Source organism: Paractinoplanes bogorensis (genome assembly GCF_018829635.1).
GTDB classification, from domain to species: domain Bacteria; phylum Actinomycetota; class Actinomycetes; order Mycobacteriales; family Micromonosporaceae; genus Actinoplanes; species Actinoplanes bogorensis.
Genome location: NZ_JAHKKG010000008.1, coordinates 1 through 22,442, shown reverse-complemented (window position 1 = coordinate 22,442; position 22,442 = coordinate 1). Strand labels below are relative to the sequence as shown.

General features: G+C 69.0%; 19 protein-coding genes. 14 read left to right on the top strand and 5 right to left on the bottom strand.

The window, feature by feature from the left end:
* From KOI35_RS25605 to KOI35_RS25565, 9 genes are all read left to right on the top strand, one after another.
* Positions 1-1,044: an FAD-binding oxidoreductase gene (locus tag KOI35_RS25605; RefSeq protein ID WP_215790941.1), complete on the top strand. Its 1,044-nt coding sequence runs from the start codon at positions 1-3 to the stop codon at positions 1,042-1,044.
* Positions 1,044-2,213, top strand: a complete 1,170-nt coding sequence (locus tag KOI35_RS25600; protein WP_215790939.1) for a ferritin family protein — start codon at positions 1,044-1,046, stop codon at positions 2,211-2,213. Before KOI35_RS25605 ends, KOI35_RS25600 begins: the two co-directional genes overlap by 1 nt.
* Positions 2,210-2,581 carry a propane 2-monooxygenase effector subunit MimD gene (gene mimD / locus KOI35_RS25595; RefSeq protein ID WP_215790937.1) on the top strand — a complete coding sequence of 124 codons (372 nt, stop codon included), beginning with the start codon at positions 2,210-2,212 and terminating at the stop codon, positions 2,579-2,581. The genes KOI35_RS25600 and mimD overlap by 4 nt, the downstream gene beginning before the upstream one ends.
* A gap of 12 nt (positions 2,582-2,593) precedes the next feature.
* Positions 2,594-3,664, top strand: a complete 1,071-nt coding sequence (locus tag KOI35_RS25590; protein WP_215790936.1) for an amidohydrolase family protein — start codon at positions 2,594-2,596, stop codon at positions 3,662-3,664.
* Positions 3,661-4,347 (top strand): iron-sulfur cluster assembly protein, encoded by a 687-nt coding sequence (locus KOI35_RS25585; RefSeq protein WP_215790934.1) that lies wholly within the window; start codon positions 3,661-3,663, stop codon positions 4,345-4,347. The genes KOI35_RS25590 and KOI35_RS25585 overlap by 4 nt, the downstream gene beginning before the upstream one ends.
* 22 nt (positions 4,348-4,369) lie before the next feature.
* Positions 4,370-6,064: a chaperonin GroEL gene (gene groL / locus KOI35_RS25580; protein WP_215790932.1), complete on the top strand. Its 1,695-nt coding sequence runs from the start codon at positions 4,370-4,372 to the stop codon at positions 6,062-6,064.
* A 4-nt stretch (positions 6,065-6,068) separates the two neighbouring features.
* A complete protein-coding gene (locus KOI35_RS25575; protein WP_246613788.1) occupies positions 6,069-7,373 on the top strand; it encodes an Nramp family divalent metal transporter in 1,305 nt (434 codons plus the stop codon).
* Between the two features lie 123 nt (positions 7,374-7,496).
* Positions 7,497-9,389, top strand: a complete 1,893-nt coding sequence (locus KOI35_RS25570; RefSeq protein WP_215790930.1) for a putative bifunctional diguanylate cyclase/phosphodiesterase — start codon at positions 7,497-7,499, stop codon at positions 9,387-9,389.
* Between the two features lie 52 nt (positions 9,390-9,441).
* Positions 9,442-10,275 carry an alpha/beta hydrolase gene (locus tag KOI35_RS25565; protein WP_215790928.1) on the top strand — a complete coding sequence of 278 codons (834 nt, stop codon included), beginning with the start codon at positions 9,442-9,444 and terminating at the stop codon, positions 10,273-10,275.
* A 281-nt stretch (positions 10,276-10,556) separates the two neighbouring features.
* Here the strand turns inward: KOI35_RS25565 and KOI35_RS25560 are convergent, their stop codons facing one another.
* Positions 10,557-11,051 (bottom strand): zinc-ribbon domain-containing protein, encoded by a 495-nt coding sequence (locus KOI35_RS25560; protein ID WP_215790926.1) that lies wholly within the window; start codon positions 11,049-11,051, stop codon positions 10,557-10,559.
* 187 nt (positions 11,052-11,238) lie between these two features.
* On the opposite strand from KOI35_RS25560, the gene KOI35_RS25555 reads away from it, so the two are divergent.
* Positions 11,239-12,030 (top strand): class I SAM-dependent methyltransferase, encoded by a 792-nt coding sequence (locus KOI35_RS25555; RefSeq protein ID WP_215790924.1) that lies wholly within the window; start codon positions 11,239-11,241, stop codon positions 12,028-12,030.
* A 55-nt stretch (positions 12,031-12,085) separates the two neighbouring features.
* Positions 12,086-12,355 carry a sigma factor-like helix-turn-helix DNA-binding protein gene (locus tag KOI35_RS25550; protein ID WP_246613787.1) on the top strand — a complete coding sequence of 90 codons (270 nt, stop codon included), beginning with the start codon at positions 12,086-12,088 and terminating at the stop codon, positions 12,353-12,355.
* Here the strand turns inward: KOI35_RS25550 and KOI35_RS25545 are convergent, their stop codons facing one another.
* From KOI35_RS25545 to KOI35_RS25530, 4 genes are read right to left on the bottom strand one after another with little or no spacing between them, the layout of a single operon-like run.
* Positions 12,356-14,398: a glycoside hydrolase family 2 protein gene (locus KOI35_RS25545; RefSeq protein ID WP_215790922.1), complete on the bottom strand. Its 2,043-nt coding sequence runs from the start codon at positions 14,396-14,398 to the stop codon at positions 12,356-12,358.
* Positions 14,399-14,417: 19 nt separating this feature from the next.
* Positions 14,418-15,266: a carbohydrate ABC transporter permease gene (locus tag KOI35_RS25540; RefSeq protein ID WP_215790920.1), complete on the bottom strand. Its 849-nt coding sequence runs from the start codon at positions 15,264-15,266 to the stop codon at positions 14,418-14,420.
* Positions 15,259-16,125, bottom strand: coding sequence for a carbohydrate ABC transporter permease (locus KOI35_RS25535; protein ID WP_215790918.1), 867 nt, complete (start codon positions 16,123-16,125; stop codon positions 15,259-15,261). Before KOI35_RS25535 ends, KOI35_RS25540 begins: the two co-directional genes overlap by 8 nt.
* Positions 16,125-17,468 (bottom strand): ABC transporter substrate-binding protein, encoded by a 1,344-nt coding sequence (locus tag KOI35_RS25530; protein WP_215790916.1) that lies wholly within the window; start codon positions 17,466-17,468, stop codon positions 16,125-16,127. The genes KOI35_RS25535 and KOI35_RS25530 overlap by 1 nt, the downstream gene beginning before the upstream one ends.
* 215 nt (positions 17,469-17,683) lie before the next feature.
* Between KOI35_RS25530 and KOI35_RS25525 the strand changes: the two genes are divergently transcribed.
* The 3 genes from KOI35_RS25525 to KOI35_RS25515 all read left to right on the top strand — a co-directional run bounded on the left by KOI35_RS25525 (position 17,684) and on the right by KOI35_RS25515 (position 22,284).
* Complete coding sequence (locus KOI35_RS25525; RefSeq protein WP_215790914.1) at positions 17,684-18,703, top strand: LacI family DNA-binding transcriptional regulator; 1,020 nt, start codon at positions 17,684-17,686, stop codon at positions 18,701-18,703.
* 115 nt (positions 18,704-18,818) lie between these two features.
* A complete protein-coding gene (locus KOI35_RS25520) occupies positions 18,819-19,046 on the top strand; it encodes a hypothetical protein (protein WP_215790913.1) in 228 nt (75 codons plus the stop codon).
* A 259-nt stretch (positions 19,047-19,305) separates the two neighbouring features.
* Positions 19,306-22,284: an MGH1-like glycoside hydrolase domain-containing protein gene (locus KOI35_RS25515; protein ID WP_215790910.1), complete on the top strand. Its 2,979-nt coding sequence runs from the start codon at positions 19,306-19,308 to the stop codon at positions 22,282-22,284.
* The last annotated feature ends 158 nt before the right edge of the window (positions 22,285-22,442 follow it).

Sequence of the window (22,442 nt, the reverse complement as noted above, 5' to 3'; positions counted from 1 at the left end):
ATGGGCGACAAGCACCGGGTGCGATTCGAGCCCGTCGGGATCGAGATCGAGGTCGACGAGGAGCAGACCGTGCTGCGCTCCGCGTCCGAGCAGGGGCTGATGCTCATGCACGGGTGCAAGGAGGGCCAATGCGCCGCCTGCAAGTCGTTCGTCCTCGACGGTGACGACATCGAGCTCGACCGCTACTCCACGTTCGCGCTGCCCGACTACGAGAAGGAGGAGGGTTTCACGCTCCTGTGCCGGGCCCACGTGTACGAGGACGTGACGATCGAGCTGCTCAACTTCGACGAGGAGATGATCCGCTCGGGGCTGCCCATCCAGAACGCGGTGGCCGAGGTCGTGTCGATCGATCATGTGACGCACGACCTCCGGCACCTGGTGCTGCGGCTGATCGAGCCGGCCGAGATCATGTTCTTTCCGGGGCAGTACATGGACATCCAGGTTCCCGGTACGGACGAGACCCGCTCCTTCTCGATGGCGAACACGTCGAGCAAGGAGGACGGCCGGCTCGAGTTCGTCATCAAGGTCTATCCGGACGGGCTGTTCTCGTCGTTTCTCGACAACACGCTCCAGGTCGGGGACCGTCTCGACCTGACCGGCCCGTTCGGTGTCTTCACCCTCCGCGACGCCCCCGACAAGGACCTGATCTTCGTCGGTGGCGGCGCGGGGCTGGCCCCGATCCTGTCGCTACTGCGTTCGATGGCGGAGCGGGGCATCGAGCGCAAGGCCGTCTTCTACTACGGAGCCCGTACGGCGAAAGATCTCTGCTTCGTCGCCGAGATCGAAGCCCTGCGGGAGAAATTACCGGACTTCCAGTTCGTGCCGGCGCTCTCCGAGCCGGCCGACGGCGAGGACTGGGAGGGCGAGATCGGGTTCGTCACCGACGTGCTCAAACGGTACGAGGTCGATCTCAAGGGCGCGCACGCGTATCTCTGCGGGCCGCCACCGATGGTCGAGGCGGCCATGCCGCTGCTCGCGCAGCTGGGGACGCCTGAGAAGCACATCTATTACGACAAGTTCACCACGACAGGTGGGGAGGACTGATGACGACCGCGACGGAACGTAGCGTTCCCAAGCCCGTCTTCACCGACGCCGAGGCCGGCGCCAAGGAGTTCCCGGACTCGAATGCGCGCCGATTCAACTACTTCACGCCCCAGAAACGCAAGCAGACCCACTACGAGGACGTCACGGTCGAGGTGCAGCCGGACCCGCGGCACTACCTCGCCCAAGGCTGGCTCTACGGGTTCAGCGACGGCAAGGGCGGCTACCCGCTCGACTGGACCGTGCTGAAGGCCTGGGGCAGCGACCGGCCGGAACCCGAGCGCGGGCCCGGCACCGGCGGCAAGGGCTACGAGTGGCCGGCCCACGGCTGGCACGAGTTCCGCGACCCGAACGAGGAGTGGGAACTCTCGCTGTACCGCTACAACGCCAACGTGGTCCGGCAGTTGCAGGCCAACGTGGACGCGGCCAAGCAGGCCAAGGCGTTCGGGCAGTGGAACCCGAACTGGGTGCGCTTCGTGCAGCAGAACGTCGGTGCGTGGATGCACGTCGACCACGGGCTCGGCCTGTATCTGTTCGCCAACGCCAACCGGCGAGGCCCGACCAACATGCACAACACGGCCATCGCCGTGAACAGCATGCACCTGATCCGCGCGGCCCAGGACCTCGCCCTGTATCAGCTCACGCTGAGCGAGGAGGTCGAGGGCTTCGACGGCTCGGCCCACCTGGAGACCTGGAACTCGGATCCGGCGTGGCAGGGCGTACGGGAGACCGCGGAGCGGCTCACCGCGACCGACGACTGGGCCGAAGCGATCTTTGCCGCCAATGTGGTCTTCCAGCCGCTGGTCGGCGAGCTGTTCCGCAGCCAGCTGGTGATGCAGGTGGCCCCGCGCAACGGCGACTTCGTCACCCCGACCGTGGTCGGCGCCGAGGAGTTCGACTTCGCCGAGCGCGACCTGCGCTACACCAAGGCGATCTTCGAGCTGCTCAGCAACGACCGCGAGTTCGCCGAGCACAACAGCCGGACCATGAACACCTGGCTGGCCGACTGGACCGGGCAGACGATCGCCGCGGCCCGCGCGATGCAGCCGCTGTGGTCGCAGCCGGACTCGAAGCCGGTGCGCTTCGAGGACGCGCTCGACCGGGTCAAGAGCCGCTTCGCCGGCATCGTCGAGGAACTGAGCCTGGACGTCCCGAAGGAGCTGGAGCGATGACGCAGCAGTTCAAGATGGCCGAGAGCCCGTTCAAGGCGGACAACACCGCGTCCAACATGTGCGGCGTCACGCTCATGAACAGCCAGATCGGCGTGGTCGTGGCCGAGGTCATGGGGACCAAGGAGAACGTCCGGGTGACGCCGTTGCCCTCGATGATCCGGGTCGATGCGACCAACCGGATGGACTTCGTCTACGACGAGATCTCCGAGGCGCTGGGCGAGGAGCCCGGCTTCTTCGACGCGGCCCAGTTCGAGGAGAGCATGTCGACCCACTACGGCCGCATGATCCACGAGGACGACCGCACGATCATGTTCGCCAACCCCGAGGACGCGGCCGAGTACATCGACTTCGACCTCCAAGCTCGTTAGGGGGCTCGCCTTATGTACGAGAAGGACGGCGAGAAGTACTTCATCGTCGACAGCCACATGCACTACTGGAACGCCGGGCCGGACAACTGGGTGCCGGGGGCGGAACAGTACGCCAAGGGCTGGATCGAGTGCTTCCACGCCTACCAGGGGCTGGGCCCGCCGGCGACGCACTGGCCGATCGAGAAGTTCATGTCCTACACCGAGGACGACCTGATGAAGGACGTCTTCCAGGACGGCTACGTGGACGTCGCGATCTTCCAGCCGACGTACCTGACCGAGTGGTACAAGGAGGGCTTCAACACCACCGAGAAGAACGCCGCGCTCGGTGAGAAGCACCCCGGCAAGTTCATCGCCAACACCCGGTTCGACCCGCGTGAGGGCGACGCCGGCCTCAAGCAGCTCGAGGAAAATGTCGCCCGCTACGGCAGCATCGGTTTGAAGCTCTACACCGCCGAGTGGAACAACGGCTCGCGCGGCTGGACGCTCAAGGACCCGGCCGCCTACCGCTACCTGGAAAAGGCCCAGGAACTCGGGATCAAGAACGTCCACGTGCACAAGGGCCCGACGATCTGGCCGCTGGACAAGGACGCGTTCGACGTGTCCGACGTGGACCACGCCGCGACCGACTTCCCCGAGCTCAACTTCATCGTCGAGCACGTGGGCCTGCCGCGGATCGAGGACTTCTGCTTCATGGCGACGCAGGAGCCCAACGTGTACGCGGGTCTGTCCGTGGTGATCGGCGGCCTGATGCACGCGCGGCCGAAGTTCTTCGCCAAGGTGATGGGCGAGCTGCTGTTCTGGGTCGGCGAGGACAAGATGACCTTCGGCAGCGACTACGGCATCTGGGAACCCAAGTGGCAGATCGAGGGCTTCGTCGACTGGGACTACCCCAGTGACGAGTTCAGCGACTACCCGCGGGTGACCACCGCGACCAAGAAGAAGATCCTCGGCCTCAACGCCGCCAAGCTCTACGGCATCGAGGTTCCGAAGGAGTATCAGCTCGACGCGGGCGAGGGGGCACCGGCGGCCCGGGACGACTCCGTGGGTGTCAGTTCCGGGTCACCGGCGGCCTCGCTCGGATGACCGCCACGACCACGGGTTCGCGCATCTTGGCCGCTCTGGCCGAGGTGCGCGACCCCGAGCTGGACGAGCCGATCACGACGCTGGGCTTCGTCGCGTCCGCGTCCGTGACCCCGGAGAACGTCGCCGAGATTCACCTGCGGCTCCCGACCTACTTCTGTGCACCCAACTTCGCCTACCTGATGGTGGCCGACGCGTACGACCAGGTGTCGGCGCTCGGGTTCGAGACGCACGTGATCCTCGACGACCACTTCGCCTCGGACGCCATCAACGAGGGCGTGGCCGCCCGGGCCGGGTTCGTACGCTCCTTCGAAGGCGAGGCGGTCGACGAGCTGGACTCGTTGCGCGCCGACTTCCTGCGCAAGGCCGTGCTGGCCGGCACGGACGCGGTGTGCCGCCCGCTCGCCGGGTTCCCGCTGGCGACCATGACCCTCGGCGACATCCCGGACTCCCCCGCGCTGGGCCGTCTCAAAAGAAGAAGACGAGACCTCGGGCTCCCGTACGCCGATGACAGCCCCCTGCTGATCGACCCGCTCTCCGGCGACGCCATCAAGAACGACGACGTTCCCCTGCATCTGCGCAAAGCCCGCCTCACCCGCACGTCGCTCGACGCGAACACCGGGATCTGCCGCGGCATGCTGCGGCACCGCTACGACACCGACGGTCAGGGCGAAGAAGCCCTGTAGCTCTCACGAGGAGACCACCGAGATGGCCAAGGAACTCCGATACGGCAGTGATGCGCGGACTCTGCTGCAGAGCGGCGTCGACAAACTGGCCGAGGCGGTCAAGTCGACGCTGGGGCCCAAGGGCCGCAACGTCATCATCGAGAAGATCACCGGCTCGCCGGTCGTCACCAACGACGGCGTGACCATCGCGCGCGAGATCCACCTCAAGGACCAGTTCGAGAACATGGGCGCCCAGCTGGTCAAGGAAGCCGCGATCAAGACCAACGACATCGTCGGCGACGGCACCACGACCGCGACCGTGATCGCTCAGGCGGTGGTCCGCGAGGGCATGTCGGCGATCGGGCGCGGGGCCAACCCCGTACTGGTGAAACGCGGTGTTGATCTGGCCGTGGAGCGGCTGGTCGAGCGCCTGCAGACGGCGGCCCGCCGGGTCAGCACCGAAGAGGAACTGACCCGGGTCGCGGCGATCTCGGCCAACGACGACGACATGGTCGGCGGGGTCATCGCCAAGGCGCTGTACACGGTGGGCGACGGCGGCATCGTGACCGTCGAGGAGTCGCAGCGGCACGGTATGAGCGTCGACTTCGTCGAGGGCTTCGAGTTCGACAACGGCTACCTGTCGCCCTACATGGTCACCGACCCGGGCCGGCTGCAGGCGATCGTCAACGACCCCTACATCCTGCTGTGCAGCGAGAAGATCACCAAGGTGCAGCAGCTCATGCCGCTGCTCGACAAGATCATGCGGGCGCCGCGGCCGCTCATCATCATCGCCGAGAACGTCGAGGGCACCGCCCTCTCGATGCTCACCCACAACCACGTCAACGGCGTCTTCCAGTGCGTCGCCGTGCGCGCACCCGGGTTCGGCGACCGCCGGCTGCACAAGCTCGAGGACATCGCCACGATCACCGGCGGCGCCGTCTACAGCAAGCACTCCGGCTTCACCCTCGAGACGATGACGCTGGACCAGCTCGGCCGGGCCGACCAGGTGCAGGTCGAGTCCGAGCGCACCGCGATCATCGGCGGCAGCGGCTCGCCCGGCGACATCGAGTTCCGGGTCACCCAGCTGCGGGCCGAGCTCGAGCGGGCCACCTTCGGCGCCGACGAGGACGTGCTGACCGAGCGGATCGGCTCCCTGACCGGCAAGGTCGCGGTGATCCACGTCGGGGCACCGACCCCGGCCGAGCTCAAGGAACTGCAGCACCGGGTCGAGGACGCCCTGTCGGCCACCCGGGCCGCGATGGCCGAGGGCATCGTGGCCGGCGGCGGCGCGGCCCTGCTGCACGCGGCCGACGCGCTGGACGCTATCGAGACCAAGGACGAGGACTACCAGACCGGGATCGAGATCGTGCGGCGGGCGCTGCCCGAGCCGGCCTTCCTGATCGCCTCCAACGCCGGGTTCTCCGGCCAGGAAGTCGTCGCCCGGGTCTCCCAGCTCGGCGCGGACGAGGGCTTCGACGCGCTCCAGGGCCGGTTCGGCAACATGATCGAGATGGGCATCGTGGACCCGCTGCGGGTGGCCCGTTCGGCCCTGCAGAACGGTGCCTCGGTGGCCGGTCTGCTGCTCACCACCAACACCCTGGTGGCCGAGGAGCAGACGCCGTGGGGTGGCAGCCCGGCCCTGATGACCGAGTTCGGCGAGCTCGACGAGGGCCTGCGGCAGCCGTCGCCGGATTCGAGCACGCCGCAGTCGCTGGGTCTCGGCCCCTCGGTCGGCTAGCTCCATGGGCCCGGTCATGGGCGACGACGGGCCGCGTCCCGTCGTCGCCCCGGCACCTGACGTCAGCACCGAGTCCGTTTTGCGGCAATTGCGGGCGCGGGGACGCGTACGGGGAACGATTGCTCTTCTTGGTCCGGCCTTTGTCGCGGCCGTCGCCTATATCGACCCGGGGAACTTCGCGACCAACTTCACCGCGGGCGCACAGTTCGGTTACACCCTGGCCTGGGTGATCGTGCTGGCCAACCTCACCGCCATGCTCGTGCAGTACCTGTCGGCCAAGGCCGGCGTGGCCACCGGACGCGATCTGCCCGAGCTCTGCCGGGAACATTTTCCCCGTACGGTGTCACGCGGGCTCTGGGTCCAGGCCGAGATCATCGCGATGGCCACCGATCTGGCCGAGTTCCTCGGTGCCGCGGTCGGTCTCTACCTCCTCTTCCACGTGCCGCTCTTCCCGGCCGGGCTGATCACGGCGGTCGTCGCGTTCGGCATCCTCGCGCTCGAGCAGCGCGGCTACCGCCGGTTCGAGCTCGCCATCGCCGGCCTGCTCGGCATCGTGTTCCTGGGTTTCCTGTACGACCTGCTGGTGGTCGGCGCCGACCCGGCCGGGCTGGCGTCGGGGCTGATCCCCCGGCTCGCCGGCGGCGACAGTCTGCTGCTGGTCTGCGGCATCATCGGCGCCACGGTCATGCCGCACGTCGTCTATCTGCACTCGGCCCTGACCAAGTCGCGGGTGGCCTGCCGCGACGACGGCGAGAAGCGGGAACTGCTGCGCTTCCAGCGGCTCGACGTGCTGATCGGGCTGGGCGCGGCCGGCCTGATCAACCTGGCCATGCTGGTGATCGCGGCGTCGCTGTTCCACGGCACGGCGTTCGCCACCGGGGACGCGATCCAGTCGGCCCACGACGGGCTGGGGCGGATGATCGGCGGCGGGGCGGCCCTGGCCTTCGCGGTCGCACTGCTCGCCTCCGGTCTGTCGTCCAGCAGCGTGGGGACGTACGCGGGCCAGGTCGTCATGCAGGGTTTCATCCGCCGCCGCATCCCGCTGTTCCTGCGGCGGGCGGTCACCATGGCCCCGGCCCTGATCGTGCTCGCCCTGGGCCTGCCGCCGACCGACAGCCTGGTCATCTCGCAGGTCGTGCTGTCCTTCGGCATCCCGTTCGCCCTGGTGCCGCTGCTCATGCTCACCCGTCGCCGGGACATCATGGGTGTCTTCGTCAACAAGCCGCTCACGACTCTCGTCGCGGGCACAGCCGCCACAATGATCATCGCCCTCAACGCGTTCCTGCTCTACGACACCTTCCTGGCCTGACCCTTTTCCGAGCTGCACCCGTTTAGCAACCTGGAACCCCGTCAACCGGTACCCAGCACGTCCGATGCTGAGAATCATCGGGGCGGAGTGCCTCGCCGGTCGCGGACGGACGGGAGGCTGCGAGTGTCGATCCTGCGCAGGTCGCGTTCCCTGCCGGTCGTGCTGGCGGTGCTGCTCGCGACCCTGTCCGGCTATGCCGTGGTGGCCAACTGGCAGCAGGCCGAACTGGTGCGCGGCGTGGCCGCCGCGGCCAGCGACGCCGACGCGTACCAGAAGGCCGCCTTCCTGGTCACCACCGAGATGGCGACCGTGCAGGCGGCCATGCTCGATCCGCGCGGCAACGAGCGTAGGAAGATGCTGTCGGTGCACGCCGAGGCCGACGCGGCCATGTTCCGGATGGCCACCATCGACGCCGAGCACCGGGCGAACGCCGAAGGCCTGGCCGTGCAGCACCGCAAACTGCAGATGGTGCTGGTCGGCTTTCTCGACGAGCTCGACCGGGGTGACCGGGGGGCGGCGCGCACCACGGTCGACATCCTGCTCGAACCCGCGTACGAGAGCATGCTCGATCATCTTCTGCAGGAGCAGACCGAACACCTGGGCGAGTACGAGAAGAAGCAGGCCGCGTCGCTGCACGACTCGCGCACATCGGTCGGCGCCGTGCTGGTCGTCTTCCTGCTCGGCATCGTCGTGCTGATCGGCCTCGGCCTCTCCCGCCGCGCCCACCGCCGGCAGGTCGAGCGGCTGGCCGCCACCGACCCGCTGACCGGGCTGCCCAACCGCACCGCCTTCGCCACCCGTCTCGGGCAGACGCTGCCCGACCACCCGACCGTCCTGGTCATCAACGTGGACGGGTTCCGCGACGTCAACGAACAGCTCGGGCACCGCATCGGCGACCTGCTGCTGGTCGAGGCCGGCCGCCGGCTCGCCTCGCTGGTGCGCCAGGACGACGACGTGGTGGCCCGGCTCGGCGGCGACGAGTTCGCCGTCCTCCTGCACGACGACGACCCCGAGGTGGGCGAGGTGATCGCGGCCCGGCTGACCGAGGCGTTCGACACCTCGTTCGTGCTCGACGAGGTCACCGTCGACCTCGAGGTCAGCATCGGTGCCCACACCGCCCGCGAGGGCGAGGACGTGGCCACCGTGCTGCGGCACGCCGACACGGCCATGCACGAGGCCAAGAAGACCCGGGCCGGCTTCCACCGGTTCCGCGAGGAGCAGCGGCAGGACGTCGCGGCCCGGTTGTCGCTGCTGGGCGAGCTGCGCCGGGCCCTGGACGACCCGGGCCAGCTCACCCTCAACTACCAGCCCAAGGTCGCGGTCGACACCGGCGAGCTGGTCGGCGTCGAGGCGCTGGCCCGCTGGACCCATCCCGAGCGGGGCCCGATCTCGCCGGCCGACTTCATCCCGGTGCTCGAGGTCACCAACCTCATGCACCGCTTCACCGAGCACGTCCTGCTGATCGCGCTGCGGCAGGCCCGCGCCTGGCTCGACGCCGGGCACCGGGTGCCGATCGCGGTCAACGTGTCCAGCCGCAGCCTGCTCGACCCCGACTTCCCCGGCAAGGTGGCCGCGTTGCTGGCCGAGACGGGTGTGCCGGGTGAGCTGCTCTCCATCGAGGTGACCGAGTACGCCCTGATGAACGACCCGGACACGGCGATCGAGGCGCTGCACCGGCTCCTCGAGTCGGGGGTGAAGGGGTCGATCGACGACTACGGCACCGGCTACTCGTCGATGACCTACCTCAAGGTGCTGCCGATCGCCGAGCTCAAGATCGACCGCTCGTTCGTGCTGGACATCGCGTCCAACCACAGCAGCCGGGCACTGGTCGCGTCGACGGTCGAGCTCGGCCACCGGCTCGGCCTGACCGTGGTCGCCGAGGGCGTCGAGGACCAGGAGGCGGCCGACGCGCTGCGCGAGATCGGGTGCGACACGGCCCAGGGCTACTTCTTCGCCAAGCCGATGCCGGCCGAGGCGCTGACCGAGCGGCTCCCGGCCACCCTGCTGACCGCGTAATTACGTCATCCGACGTACGCTGACCGGCCGCGCCGGTTCGTACGGTGGCGCCATGGACACCACGCTCGACCAGCAGATCTCCGCCGCCAACGCCTCCGGCCGGCGGCCCGTCGTCTTCATCCACGGTCTCTGGCTGCTGCCCTCGAGCTGGGACCGCTGGGCCGCCGTGTTCGACGAGAACGGCTACGCCCCGGTGTCACCCGGCTGGCCCGACGACCCGGACACCGTGGCCGAGGCCAACGCCCACCCCGAGGTGTTCGCGGGCAAGAGCATCGGCGACGTCGCCGACCACTACACCGAGGTGATCGGGCGCCTGGACCGCCCGCCGGCCCTGGTCGGCCACTCGTTCGGCGGCCTGCTCACGATGATCCTGGCCGGCCGCGGCCTGGCCGCCGCCTCGGTCGCGATCGACTCGGCGCCGTTCCGGGGCGTGCTGCCGCTGCCGTTCTCGGTGCTGCGCTCGTCGGCGCCCGCACTGGGCAACCCGCTGAACCGCAACCGGGCCGTGCCGCTGACCTTCGACCAGTTCCGGTACGCGTTCGCCAACCTGGTCCCGCCGGCCGAAGCCCAGGAGCTGTACTCGTCTTATGCGGTGCCCGCCCCGGGTGAGCCGTTGTTCCAGGTCGCCGCGGCCAATCTGAACCCGTGGACCGAGGCGAAGGCCGACTACCACAACCCCGGCCGGGGCCCGCTCCTGATCGTCGAGGGCGTCGGCGACCACACCTCGCCGCCGGCCATCAACCGGGCCGCGTACAAGCTGCAGGCGGAGAACCCGGGCGTCACCGAGATCGCCTCGATGGAGAAGCGCGGCCATTCCCTGACGATCGACAGCGGGTGGCGCGAGGTGTGCGACGTGGCGCTGGCCTTCATCCGCCGCTTCGCCTGACCCGCGGTCTAGTCGGAGCCGCCGCCGATCGCCCCGATGCCGCCGGTGATGAAGCAGCTGATACAACATCCGGCGATGACGACGATCGGCAGAACGGCGAGCAGGATCCAGACCCAGAGTGCGTATTTGCCGGCTCGGAAGAACTGCGCCTGTTCACTGTTCGCCGGCGGTGGCTGCGGTTGATAGTGGAATGACGGAGGTGGTCCGTACGGCGGAGGCCCATGCGGTCCTCCGGGTTCCGGCGGAGGCGGTGGTTCTGGTGGGGTCGACACCTTACTGAATCACCTCAGCCCGGCTCTGCTCGCCAGGAACATCAGCATGAACAACGTACCGATCACGCCGGCGACGATGCCGAAAATCGCACGGCCTCGTCCGTGCACCCCCGGCTCATTCAACGAGCGCACGACCGCCCAGATCCCGAGTCCGAGCGCGAAGGGGCCGAGAATCCAGATGAACAGTCCGAACAGGCCGAGATAGCCGGAAGCTATCGACTGCCAACTCCGTCCGGTTGGTACAAGCCAGTGCACCGGATCGCTGGGAGCGACCCCGACGCCGGCCCGCGAGCCGGCCGCGGTCGGTGGAGGCCCCGGCGGCGGCCCGTAGGCACCCGGCGGGCCCGCGGGCGGCGGGGCGCCGAAGCCCGCGTTTGCCGTGTGATCGGCACTGAGGGCCGGACTGCCGCATCGTGGGCAGAATGCCGCTTGATCCGGCAGGCCCGTGCCGCAACTCGTGCAGAACGACACGCTCTGCGGAGCGTGAGGCGCGCCCATCGTCATGCCTTGAACATAACCACCGACCATGTGCCGCCATGTGTTTATGGACCAAGCCCGGCGCTGATCGGATCGCGCATCCGTCTCACGACTACCTAGCCTCACGATGGACCCACCGATCTGCACAGTCGACCCGCCAGTCCTCGGTGCGGGCCATAGGGCGAAACCGGTCCCGTACCGTACGGTCGGCGACATGGGGACGGATCTGTTCGATGCGGCGGCCATGTACGAGGACGACTACCTGCATTTCTTCGCCACGCCGGACGCTTCACCGACGCACGGGCCGGTCGTCGGCTCCGCCTATCGGGGCGGTGACGCCGCCGACCTCGTCTGGCGGCTGCTCGCCCTGTCGCCCGGCATGACCGTGCTCGACCTCGCTTGCGGGCACGGTGTGCTGGCCAACGAGCTGGCCGCGCGCGGTTGCCGGGTCACCGGCCTCGACTCGTCGACCGTTTTTCTCGATCGGGCCCGCGCCGACGCGGCGGCCATGGGGGTCGAGGTCGAATACGTCGCCGGTGACATGCGCGCGCTCCCGTCGTGGACGGGCCGGTTCGACCGGGTGGTCAACTGGACCACCGCGTTCGGCTACTTCGACGACGCCACCAACCGCGCCGTGCTGAGCGAGATCGCGCGGGTGCTGCGGCCCGGCGGCCGGCTCGCCATGGACCTCGACAACGCGGCGAAGTTCCTGATGTCCTTCACGCCGTCGCGCATCACGGCCTCGCGCGCGAACGGCGACATGCTGGTCGACCGCAACCACTTCGACCCGGTGACCGCGCGCTTCGAGGTCGAGCGGACGGTGGTCCGGGACGGGCGGGCCCGCCGGCTGACCTTCGTGAAGCGGCTGTTCGCCTTCCCCGAGCTGCGCGACTGGCTGACCGCCGCCGGCTTCACCGACGTGGCCGCCTCCGGCGAGGACGGCCACCCGCTGACCGCCGGCCACCACCGCATGATCGTCACCGCCACCGCTCGCGTGACCGGGTGACTACGCCGCAGATGCTCACTGGAGTTCGGGGGCCCGGGCGGCGAGAGTTCACGTCATGCCGACCTCACATGCCGAGCGGACGAGCCGGCGGCCTCCGGTGGAGATGATGCTCCGGCATCTTCCGCCGCCGCGCCGCGAGATCCTCGTCGCGACGTATTTCCATGGCCGGACAACGTCCGAAGCGGCCCGGCTGCTCGGCCTCACCCGCGACGAGGCCCGCAGGCGCCTCTATCAGGCGATGCGGGACCTGTCCGAGATGGTGGGCCATGAGGAAACGGCGGCCGGGTGGCGTCGTGCACGACGCCACCCGGCCACAACACACTGATCAGGCGAGCTTGTCGTCCCCCACGTGCGGGGCCGTGCTGCGGTCCACGTCGACGCAGGCCCGGGCGGCCACCGTCCCGTCCGCCGACACCGCGTTCACGTGCAGGCGACCGGAGGCCCAGCCGTCGGGCAGTGTCACGGTCACGGTCACGGCGGGGCTCAGCTCGAACGGCTTCGCCTCGACCGACGAGCCCTCGACCGACGAGCCCTCGACCTGGGCGCCGCTCGGGACCGTCGAGTAGATCGGCCCCCACGCCCACGTCAGCCGGCCCGCGAACAGGTCGGGCCCGTGATGCGAGACGTGCGCGCCGAACGACGCCGCCGGGCCGAGGACGTCTCGCCCGGGTGCCACCGGCAGCACGTCGAGCACCAGCGTGGTCACCGCGTTGGCGGCGGACGGCGAGGCACCGCCGATGTCCTTGGGCTCGCGGTCGAAGGTGAGCAGACCGGCCGACTCGTGCTCGATGTCGTACAGCTCGGTGTAGACGTAGCCGGAGAGCCGGTCGTGCCGTCGCAACTCCTGGGTCTGCCAGCGCAGATGCCAGCCCCGTTCGACGCTGGTGAAGCCGCCGCCGTACTCGGAATTGAGGTTGGGCAGCCCCCGCAGCGGCTGGGACGGCACGGCGAGCGCCTTGTGCACCACGAAATCGGGGCCCAGCTTGACCGGGAAGTCGTCGCGCGTACCGCTGACCAGATCGTTCAGGGTGCGGGCCCACCCGATCGCGCTCTCGTCGTAGTAGTGCCAGTCGAGCAGGTCGGTGCGGACGTGCGTCCATCCCGAGTTGTCCACGATCGGCCGGGTCGAATCAAGACCGGAGAGTTTCCCGTACGCCGTGACGACCGCCTCCTGCTTGGCCGGGTCACCGGGGATGTCCCAGTCGAGCCCCCACTCCTCGTTGTAGAGACCCCAGATCACGATCGCCGGGGAGTTGCCGTCCCGCCGCACCATCGGCTCGATCTGGGCCTCGAACGCGGCCGTCGACGCCTCGGAGAACGTGCCGGTCGACGCGGGCTCGCACCACAGCAGCATGCCCATCACATCGGCGTGGTGGATGAACCGCGGGTCCTCGAGCTTGAGATGCTTCCGTACGAGGGTGTAGCCCAGCTCCCGCGCCAGTTCCAGGTCGCGGACCATGGCCTCGTCGCTGGGCGGGGTGATGCCGGTGCGGGGCCAGTAGCCCTGGTCGAGCACTCCCTTGACGTAGAGGCGCTCGCCGTTGAGCAGAATCTCCTCGCCGCGGATCTCGACCGTGCGCAGGCCGGTACAGCCGCTGACCCGGTCGACGCCGTCGGCGGTCTCCAGCTCGACGTCCACGTGATAGAGGTGCGGGTCGGAGGGGCTCCACAGCCGCGGATCGGCGATGTCCAGCACCATTTCGGCAGTGTCCGAGCCGGCCGATGGGGTCGCGGTGGTGCCCACGGTGGCGGTGCGGAGAGTGGCTCGGACGGCCGCGCCGGCGGCGTGCGGGCCCGCGGTGCGGACGCGGACGGTCAGGCCGTCGAGGTTCTCCGTGGGGCGCAGTTCGAGCCCGGTGATGTGAGTGGCCGGACGGGATTCCAGCCAGACCGGCTGCCAGATCCCCGAGGACGGCGTGAAGCAGACGCCGTCGTAGTCCGTACGGGGAACGCTTCGTTGTTTGCCATGGGCGATCTCGCGCTTGTCGGCCGGGGCCTCCACCCGGACGACCACCTCGTGCGCCGGATCGGCTGTGAGCGCCTCGGTGATGTCGGCCTCGAACGGGATGTATCCGCCCTCGTGGGTCACCACCTCGGTGCCGTCGACCCAGACCGTGGCCCGGTGGTGCACCGCGCCGAAGTGCAGCACGATCCGCTGACCGTCCCATGTGGACGGCACGTCGAGGGCGCGGCGGTACCACCCGACCGGCTGCCAGAACTCGGCGATGCCGGAGGCGCTGGTCTCCCAGGCGTAGGGCACGGTGATGCGGCGGTCGTAGACCGGCTCGGTGAACGAGAAGTCCCATTCCCCGTCGAGGCTGACCCAGCTGTGCGAACGGTCGAAATGCGGCCGCGGATAGCTTTCCATGTGTTGACCTTTCGAGGGTTCAGCCTTTGACGCTGCCGGCGAGGATGCCGTTGATGAAATGGCGTTGCAGGAGGACGAAGACGACCAGCAGCGGGATCATCGCGATGCTGCTGGCGGCGAGAAGTTCACTCCAGACGGTGGCGAAATCGGCGCCGATCCGGTTGCCGCTGATGTTCTGGGCCAGGGTCGAGAGCACGACCTGGAGCGTCTGATGCCGCTCGTCGTTGACGGCGACGACCGGCCAGACGAAGTCGTTGTAGACGTTCATCATGGTGAGCACGGCCAGTCCGGCCAGGCCGGGCCGGATCACCGGCACGACGATGCGGCGGAACACCCCGAATTCCGAGGCGCCGTCGACCCGTCCGGCGTCGAGCAGCTCGTCGGGAATGGACGCGATGACCTGACGCATCCAGAAGATGCTGAACGCGTCGATGCTGCCGGGGAGGATCAGCGCCTTGTACGTGTTCACCCAGCCGAGCGCGCTCATCTCGAGCAGCAGCGGAATGATGAGCACCAGCGTGGGCAGCATCAGGGTGAGCAGCACGATCCCGAAGAGCACGTTCTGGCCCGCGAACCGGTATTTGGCGAACGCATAACCGGCCAGGGGACAGAAGAACAGCGTCATGCCGCCCTTGATGACGAGCACCAGGGCCGTGTTGGCGAATCCGGTGCCGATCGGCACGTCGGCGAACATCGCGCGATAGCCGTCGAGCGTGGCGTCGCCCAGGTGGAAGCCGAGCGGATCGCTGATGATCTCGGCGGCCGGCTTGATCGAGGAACTGAGGGCCCACCAGATCGGATAGAGGAAGAGAAGGGCGAGAACGGTCAGGAGAACGTACGTGGGAATGCCTGGTCTTTTGTCATTCATCGCGGGCTCGCAGAAGACGGACGGAGATCAGGGACAGCGCGAAGACGAGAACGACGAGAAGGAACGAATTCGCCGCCCCGGTGCCCAGATCGGAGGCCGTGATGTGGTCGTAGAGATAGAGGCCGGCGGTGGTCGTGGACCCGTACGGGCCGCCCTGGGTCACCACGAACGGCTCGGCGAACATCTGGAACACCGCGAGCGTCTGAATGACCAGAAGGAAGGACAGACTGCGCCGCATCAGGGGCACGGTCATCGACCAGAATTGCCGCCACCGGGATGCACCGTCGAGGTCGGCTGCCTCGTACACATGGGAAGGAACTGATTGCAGTCCGGCCAGCAGAATGATGATGGCGAAGCCGGTGGTCTTCCACAGGAACAGCAGGGCCAGCGTCGGTTTGCTCCACGTCGTGCTGGTCAGCCAGCCCACGTCGGGCAGGCCGACCAGGTTGAGCACGTGGTTGACCAGGCCGTAGTCGCGGTCGAAGACGACGATCCAGACCTGGGCCATGGCGACCAGCGGGGTCACGAACGGCGCGATGAACGCCACCCGGAAGACGCCGCGCAGCCGCAGCTTCGCGTTGGCCAGCAGCACCGCCCCGCCGAGGCCGGCGACCAGCTGGAGCGGCACCACGAGCAACCACATGATCGAGCTGTTGCCCAGCGACGCCCAGAACTCGGGGCTGGTCAGCAGATAGGTGTAGTTGTCGAGGCCGATCCAGCGGGCCTCGCCGGCCCCGGTCCACTTGGTGAAGCTCAGCCGCAGGGCGTACGCCAGCGGGTAGGCGCCGAAGGCCGCGAACACCACGAAGAACGGCAGGACGAAGACGTACGGCGCACTCTTTCGCTGGAGCACGTTCATCAGGCGCGGTCCACCAGGTTCCGCTGGATCTGCCTGGTCGACTCGGCGATCACGTCGTCCGGGGTCATCTGGCCCTGGATCAGGCGCTGCATGTTGTTGCCGAGGTAGTCGACCGACTTGGCCCACCAGGCCGGGATCGGGGCGGCGGCCGGGATGGTCCGGCTGGCGTCGACGGCGACCTTCCACAGGTCCTGGCCGCCGAGCGCGTCGAGGGGCTGGAACAGCGGCTTCGATGCGTCGAGGGCGGGCAGATAGGCCGGAACCGAGGTGTTCAGGCCGCCGGGGTAGGTGTCGCTGGGCCCGTACACCGCCTTGATGCCGTCGTCGCTGACGGTCAGGAACTCGTACAGGCGCCAGGCCAGTTCCGGGTTCTTGGCCTTGGCCGGGATGACGAAGCTGCTGCCGCCCATCGCGCCGCTGCGGGCACCGCCGGCCGTCCAGGCGGGCAGCGGGGCCGCGCGCCACTTGCCCTTGCTCCGGCTGAGCAGGGTCTGCGGCGCGAAGTCGAACCAGATGGCCCACGGCACGAAGGCCTGGGTGCCGTCCTCGAGGGCGGCGATGTCGGCCGGCTTCAGATACGGGGTGTGGGTGACCAGCTTGTCGTCCACGGCCGACTTGATCCAGGTGAAGATGCGGCGGTACTCCTCGGAGTCGAGGCGCAGTTTGCCCTGCTCGTCGCTGAGGCTGGCGCCCTGCTGGTTGGCCAGCATCTCGAGCCAGAGCTGGCCCAGGAACGGGTCGGCGTCGAGGTGGATCGGCTTGGCCTTGGCGTTGCGCTCCCGCAGCTTGCGGCTGGCCGTGAGCAGGTCGTCGTAGGTGGCCAGGGAGGCCGGGTCGATGCTCGCGTCCTGCAGCAGGTCTTCGCGGTAGTAGAGCAGGCCCGGGTTGAGGTCCCACGGCACGCCGTAGACCTTGCCGTCGACCGTGTTGACGCTCAGCTTCTGCGGGGCGATCTTGTCGCGGTAGGGGGCGATCAGCGTAGTGAGGTCGTAGAGGTGCTCGGCCTGGCCGGCGATCTTGGCGTCGTCCCAGAACGAGCCGTCGGGCACACCGGCCCCGGAGATCAGCGTGTTGGCCAGCTTGGCGTCGATGTCGACGGCCTGGTGGTCGACGGTCACGCCCGGGTTGGCCGCGGTGAACTTCTTGATGGCCGCGTCGAAGACCTTGAACAGGTCGCCCGAACGGCTCCAGATGGTCAGGCTTCCGGTGAGCGGGCCGGCCGACGACGAGGCGGTCAGCGGCTGGGAGGTCGTGGTGTCGTCGCCTCCGCCGCAGGCGGCGAGGGCGGTCAAGGCGGTGGCACCGGCAGCACCGGCCAACAGGGAACGGCGAGTGGTTGTCATATCTGCTCCTTCGAGCTGGTGGCAGCTCTGCAACGATGCAGACATCGTGCACGTAGCTCTGCAACGATGCAAGACCTAAGATGGGCGCGTTGCATTAGGCTGTCGGTCGATCGGATTCGGGGAGGCTGGGATGCGTTTCGGCGAGGCTGGGATCCGTTTCGGCGAGGCTGGGATCCGTTTCGGGAAGGCTGGGATGCGTTTCGGGGGAGGCGGGGATGCGTGAGGCCACGCTGCGCGATGTGGCGACCCGGGCGGGGGTGTCGATCCGCACGGTGTCGAACGTCGTGAACGGCTATGCCCCGGTCTCCGACACCCTGCGGGCCAAGGTCGAGACCGCGCTCAACGAGCTCGACTACCGGCCCAACCTGATCGCCCGCAACCTGAAGCAGGGCCGCAGCGGCATGCTCTGCCTGGTCGTCCCCGAGCTCGACGTGCCCTACTTCGCCGAGCTGGCCCGGGCCGTGATCGCGGCCGGCCGCCGGCACGGTTACGCGGTCATGGTCGATCAGACCGACGCCGATCCCGTACGGGAGAGGGAGCTCCTCACCCGCAACTCGCGCCTCACCCTGTTCGACGGCCTGATCCTGAGCCCGCTCACGCTGAGCGCCCAGGAACTGCGCGAGCGGGGCAACAAAACCCCGGTCGTGCTGCTCGGGGAGCACCTGTTCGACGGCAGCTTCTCGCACGTGGCGATCGACAACGTGTCCGCCGCCCGCGACGCCACCGAGCACCTGATCTCACTGGGCCGCACCCGGATCGCGGCCGTCGGCGACCAGCCCTACCGCACGGGCGAGACGGCGCAACTCCGCACGGCCGGCTACCGGCAGGCCCTCGAGCGGGCCGGCCTGCCGTTCGATCCGGCGCTGGTGCGGCCGACCGAGCGTTTCCACCGCCATCTCGGCGCCACCGCGGCCACGGCGCTGATGGCGTTGCCGTCGCCGCCCGACGCGATCTTCTGCTACAACGACCTGCTCGCCCTGGGCGCGCTCCGCGGTCTGCTGACCGCCGGCGTCCGGGTGCCCGACGACGTGGCGGTGATCGGCATCGACGGCATCGAGGAGGGCGAGTTCGCCACGCCCAGCCTGAGCACGATCGTCCCCGACAAGCAGCAGATCGCCGACCTGGCCGTGGAGAGCCTGGTCGCCCTCATCGAGCAGGGCGCCACGCCGGCGCCGGCCGAGGTGCGGGCTTCGCACACGCTGCTCGCCCGCGAGAGCACGCTCGGCCGCGCCTGACCCCTCGGCCGCACCTGACCCCTCGGCCGCACCTGATCACTCGGCCGCGCCTGATCACTCGGCCCTGTCTCATTGTGAGACCGCCCGGCGCGCTTGGCCGGGGTGGGATGGCGTCATGGAACCGACCACGTATGCCGAGGTCGCCGGGATGGTGGCCTGGTTCGGCGTGCTCGGGATGGTCGTGGCAGGGCTGGCGTTGATCGCCGTCAAGGTCGTGCGGGCCGATGAGGTCCCGGCCTATGTGCGGGGGCGCATCCAGTGGTGGACCGCCCACAACGCCGGCTTCATGCTGGGCGGTCTGGTCCTCGCGGTCGCCGGCCTGATCGGTGCCGCGGCTCTCTGAGCGCTGCCCCTTCGCGCCGGCCTTCCCGGCGTTGCCCTTCGCGCCGGCCTTCCCGGCGGTGCCCCTCGCGCCGGCCTTCTTGGCGTCGCCCCTCGCGCCGGCCTTCCGGCGGTGCCCCTCGCGCCGGCCTTCCCGGCGTTGCCCCTTCGCGCCGTGGTCGACGAGTGCTCGTAACACGAACGACCCACCGCCTTGACGTTGATGAAGCCCGATGTTTGACTCTGGCCATTCTTGCTCGTTCGGCTCGCGGGAGCGTTCGATGGTGATTGGTCCAGGTCGGATCGCGGCTGCGCTGACACTCGTCGCGGGCATCCTCACGCCGGGTGCCCCGGCTCAGGCCGCCGCCGCACCGCCCGCGCTCTATCCGCCGACCGGCCGGATCACGCAGTTCCTCGACCACCGCGCGCTGCTCGGCGACACCCCCGAGCCCGACTGGTACGAGGCGAACATCCCGTTCGTCGACCTGCCCGACGACGAGATCGAGAAGACCTACTACTACCGGTGGCGCACCTTCAAGGAGGCGCTCAAATACACCGGCCCCAAGGACGGGTGGATCGTCTCCGAGTTCCTCGGGCCGGTCGGCTACTCGGCGCCGTTCGGCGGGATCGACGCCGCGGCCGGGCACCACATCTACGAGGGACGCTGGCTGCGCGACCGCCGCTACCTGGACGACTATCTCGACTACTGGCTGACCGGTTCGGGGTCCGAGGCCAAGCCGGCCACCGAGGATCTGAACAAGAACACCACCGACTGGGCGCACCAGTACTCGTTCTGGGCCGTCGACGCCGCCGTCGCGCGGGCCGAGGTGACCGGCGACTGGAAGTTCCTGACCGACCGGATGCCCGCGCTCGAGAAGCAGTACCAGGGCTGGAAGAAGACCAACTTCGACGCCTCCCGGGGCGTCTACTGGCAGACGCCGGTGTGGGACGCGATGGAGTTCACCGCGAGCTCGTACCAGAGCGACGACCCCTATCACGGTGGCGACGGTTACCGGCCCACGCTCAACGCTTACCAGTACGGCGATGCGCGCGCTCTGGCTCTGTTGAAGCGCAGGACCGGCGATGCGAGGGCCGCCCGGCGCTACGAGAACGAGGCCGCGCAACTGAAGGCGGCCACCGATCGGGTCATGTGGGACGGCTCGTTCTACAAGCACGTCATGAAGGGCCAGGACACCCGGATCGCCGACCGCGAGCAGATCGGGTTCATCCCCTGGTACTTCAACATGCCCTCACCCGCCAAGTCCTCGGCGTGGGAGCAGCTGACCGATCCGCAGGGTTTCGCCGCCCCGTACGGGCCGACCACAACCGAACGCCGCAGCCCGTGGTTCATGCACGAGGCGCTGAACGGATGCTGCCGCTGGGACGGGCCGAGCTGGCCGTTCGCCACCAGCCAGACCCTGACCGCGCTGGCCAACCAACTGCTCGACTATCCCGCGCAGTCGTACGTGGACAAGGACGACTACACCGCCATCCTGCGCGGATACGCCCTCACCCAGCGCAAGAACGGCCGGCCGTACGTGGCCGAGGCGCACCACCCGGACGAGGACCGCTGGATCTACGACGGGTCCGGGCACTCCGAGGACTACAACCATTCCACGTTCACCGACCTGGTGCTGTCCGGGCTGCTCGGCATCCGGCCGCAGGCGGACGACACCGTACGCATCGCGCCGCTCGTCCCGTCCACGTGGAACCACTTCGCGGTCGAGAATGTGCCGTACCACGGTCACAACCTGACCGTGCTCTGGGACCGGGACGGCAGCGTGTACGGGCGGGGCGCCGGACTGCGCGTCTGGGTCGACGGGGTGCCGCGAATCGCGCGGTCCACGGTCGGCGATGTGCGCGTCGCGGTCGGTGCGGCGGTCGCGGCCGCGGGTCAGCCGGAACTCGTGGACGATGCGGCCAACGTACGGGAAAGCGGTTATCCCCGGGCGTCGGCGTCGTACACGTGGTCGGCCGACAGCGCCGCCAACGCGATCGACGGTCAGGATTTCCACCTCGACGTGCCGACCACGCGCTGGACGACCTGGCAGTCGCCGAACGCGCAGGACTGGCTGGCCGTCGATCTCGGTGCGCCGACGGCGGTCTCCGACGTACGCCTCGACTTCTACGACGACGGCGGCGGTGTCCGCACCCCCGACGCGTACGCGCTGCAGTATCAGAACGCGGCCGGGGACTGGGCCGACGTGCCCGGCCAGCAGCGCACGCCGGCCGCTCCGGCAGGTCGCGCGATCAACCGGATCGTCGTCGACCCGCCGCTGACCACCGACCGGATCCGGGTCGTGCCCACCCGCACCGGCGGCGGCGCGGTCGGTCTCACCGCGCTGCAGGTGTGGCGGCCGGCCGATCCGCGATTGGACGCTTCATTCACCGTGGCGTCGCTCGACGTGGACGCGGGATCGTCCGTTGTTGTCCGGACGCGCATCAAGGCGACAACCACAACCCCGGACGTACGGGCGTCGCTCGAAGTTCCCCGCGGCTGGACGGCCCGGGCGCGGACGGCGTCGCGGGCCCCGGTGCTGCGCGCGGGCGCCACGTTGACGACGACGTGGGACGTGACCGTTCCGGCCTCGGCCGATCCGCTGGCCGGGCTGCCCGTGCGGGTGCTGGCCCGGTCCGGCGCCGGCCCCCGGATCAGCGGCGCCGTGCTGCCCACGTCCTACCAGTTCGACCCGGCCGACTATCCGGCGACGCTGTGGGACGACGACTTCACCACCGACCGGCTGGCGTCCTACCGGGTCGACCACCCCGCCGCCGAACCGTCCCCCGCGTTGAGCGTTTCCGGCGGCACAGTGACCGCAACGGCCGGCTCACGCGCATTCGCCGTCCTGGCCGCACCGGTCACCGCGGCCGCCACCGGCACCGCGGTCATCGTCGAGCCGTCGAGTTTCGCCGGTTCGTCGCCCGAGGACAGCCTGTTCCTGGGCCTGTCCACGAACGACGGCACCAATGCGCTGGCCTGGTACAACAACTTCCATCGCACCTCGGGCGCCGACGTCCGCGTCGACGGGAACGGACAGCCGAACGGCGGTTGTTGCGCGAACGTGCAGTGGCAGGCAGGCGACCGGTTCGCCGTGCTCGCGCGGTCGGGCACGCTGACCACGTGGCACCAGCGCGGCGGCGGCGCCTGGACCCTGATCCACACCGCGCCGCTGGCCTCGGTCGCCGGCAACCCGGCGTTCGGTCTGCGCCTCGATTCCGGCGCCCTGGCCGTCACCCGCTTCACCGTCCTGGCCCGTTAGGACCGCCCACCGTCACCCGCTTCACCGTCCTGACACGTCAGGACAGCCCGCCCACCGTCACCCGCCTCACCGTCCCGACACGTCAGGACAGCCCGCCCACCGTCACCCGCCTCACCGTCCCGACAAGTCAGGACAGCCCGCCCAAGCAGGGCGCCCAC

What these genes read in the sequence shown, in the direction of transcription:
- KOI35_RS25560 (WP_215790926.1), bottom strand. Translation starts at nt 11,051, where the DNA reads ATGACGATGGGCGCGCCTCACGCTCCGCAGAGCGTGTCGTTCTGCACG.
- KOI35_RS25605 (WP_215790941.1), top strand. Translation starts at nt 1, where the DNA reads ATGGGCGACAAGCACCGGGTGCGATTCGAGCCCGTCGGGATCGAGATC.
- KOI35_RS25565 (WP_215790928.1), top strand. Translation starts at nt 9,442, where the DNA reads ATGGACACCACGCTCGACCAGCAGATCTCCGCCGCCAACGCCTCCGGC.
- KOI35_RS25590 (WP_215790936.1), top strand. Translation starts at nt 2,594, where the DNA reads ATGTACGAGAAGGACGGCGAGAAGTACTTCATCGTCGACAGCCACATG.
- KOI35_RS25515 (WP_215790910.1), top strand. Translation starts at nt 19,306, where the DNA reads ATGGTGATTGGTCCAGGTCGGATCGCGGCTGCGCTGACACTCGTCGCG.
- KOI35_RS25550 (WP_246613787.1), top strand. Translation starts at nt 12,086, where the DNA reads ATGCCGACCTCACATGCCGAGCGGACGAGCCGGCGGCCTCCGGTGGAG.
- KOI35_RS25525 (WP_215790914.1), top strand. Translation starts at nt 17,684, where the DNA reads ATGCGTGAGGCCACGCTGCGCGATGTGGCGACCCGGGCGGGGGTGTCG.
- KOI35_RS25555 (WP_215790924.1), top strand. Translation starts at nt 11,239, where the DNA reads ATGGGGACGGATCTGTTCGATGCGGCGGCCATGTACGAGGACGACTAC.
- KOI35_RS25540 (WP_215790920.1), bottom strand. Translation starts at nt 15,266, where the DNA reads ATGAATGACAAAAGACCAGGCATTCCCACGTACGTTCTCCTGACCGTT.
- KOI35_RS25575 (WP_246613788.1), top strand. Translation starts at nt 6,069, where the DNA reads ATGGGCCCGGTCATGGGCGACGACGGGCCGCGTCCCGTCGTCGCCCCG.
- KOI35_RS25585 (WP_215790934.1), top strand. Translation starts at nt 3,661, where the DNA reads ATGACCGCCACGACCACGGGTTCGCGCATCTTGGCCGCTCTGGCCGAG.
- mimD (WP_215790937.1), top strand. Translation starts at nt 2,210, where the DNA reads ATGACGCAGCAGTTCAAGATGGCCGAGAGCCCGTTCAAGGCGGACAAC.
- KOI35_RS25545 (WP_215790922.1), bottom strand. Translation starts at nt 14,398, where the DNA reads ATGGAAAGCTATCCGCGGCCGCATTTCGACCGTTCGCACAGCTGGGTC.
- KOI35_RS25520 (WP_215790913.1), top strand. Translation starts at nt 18,819, where the DNA reads ATGGAACCGACCACGTATGCCGAGGTCGCCGGGATGGTGGCCTGGTTC.
- KOI35_RS25530 (WP_215790916.1), bottom strand. Translation starts at nt 17,468, where the DNA reads ATGACAACCACTCGCCGTTCCCTGTTGGCCGGTGCTGCCGGTGCCACC.
- KOI35_RS25600 (WP_215790939.1), top strand. Translation starts at nt 1,044, where the DNA reads ATGACGACCGCGACGGAACGTAGCGTTCCCAAGCCCGTCTTCACCGAC.
- KOI35_RS25535 (WP_215790918.1), bottom strand. Translation starts at nt 16,125, where the DNA reads ATGAACGTGCTCCAGCGAAAGAGTGCGCCGTACGTCTTCGTCCTGCCG.
- groL (WP_215790932.1), top strand. Translation starts at nt 4,370, where the DNA reads ATGGCCAAGGAACTCCGATACGGCAGTGATGCGCGGACTCTGCTGCAG.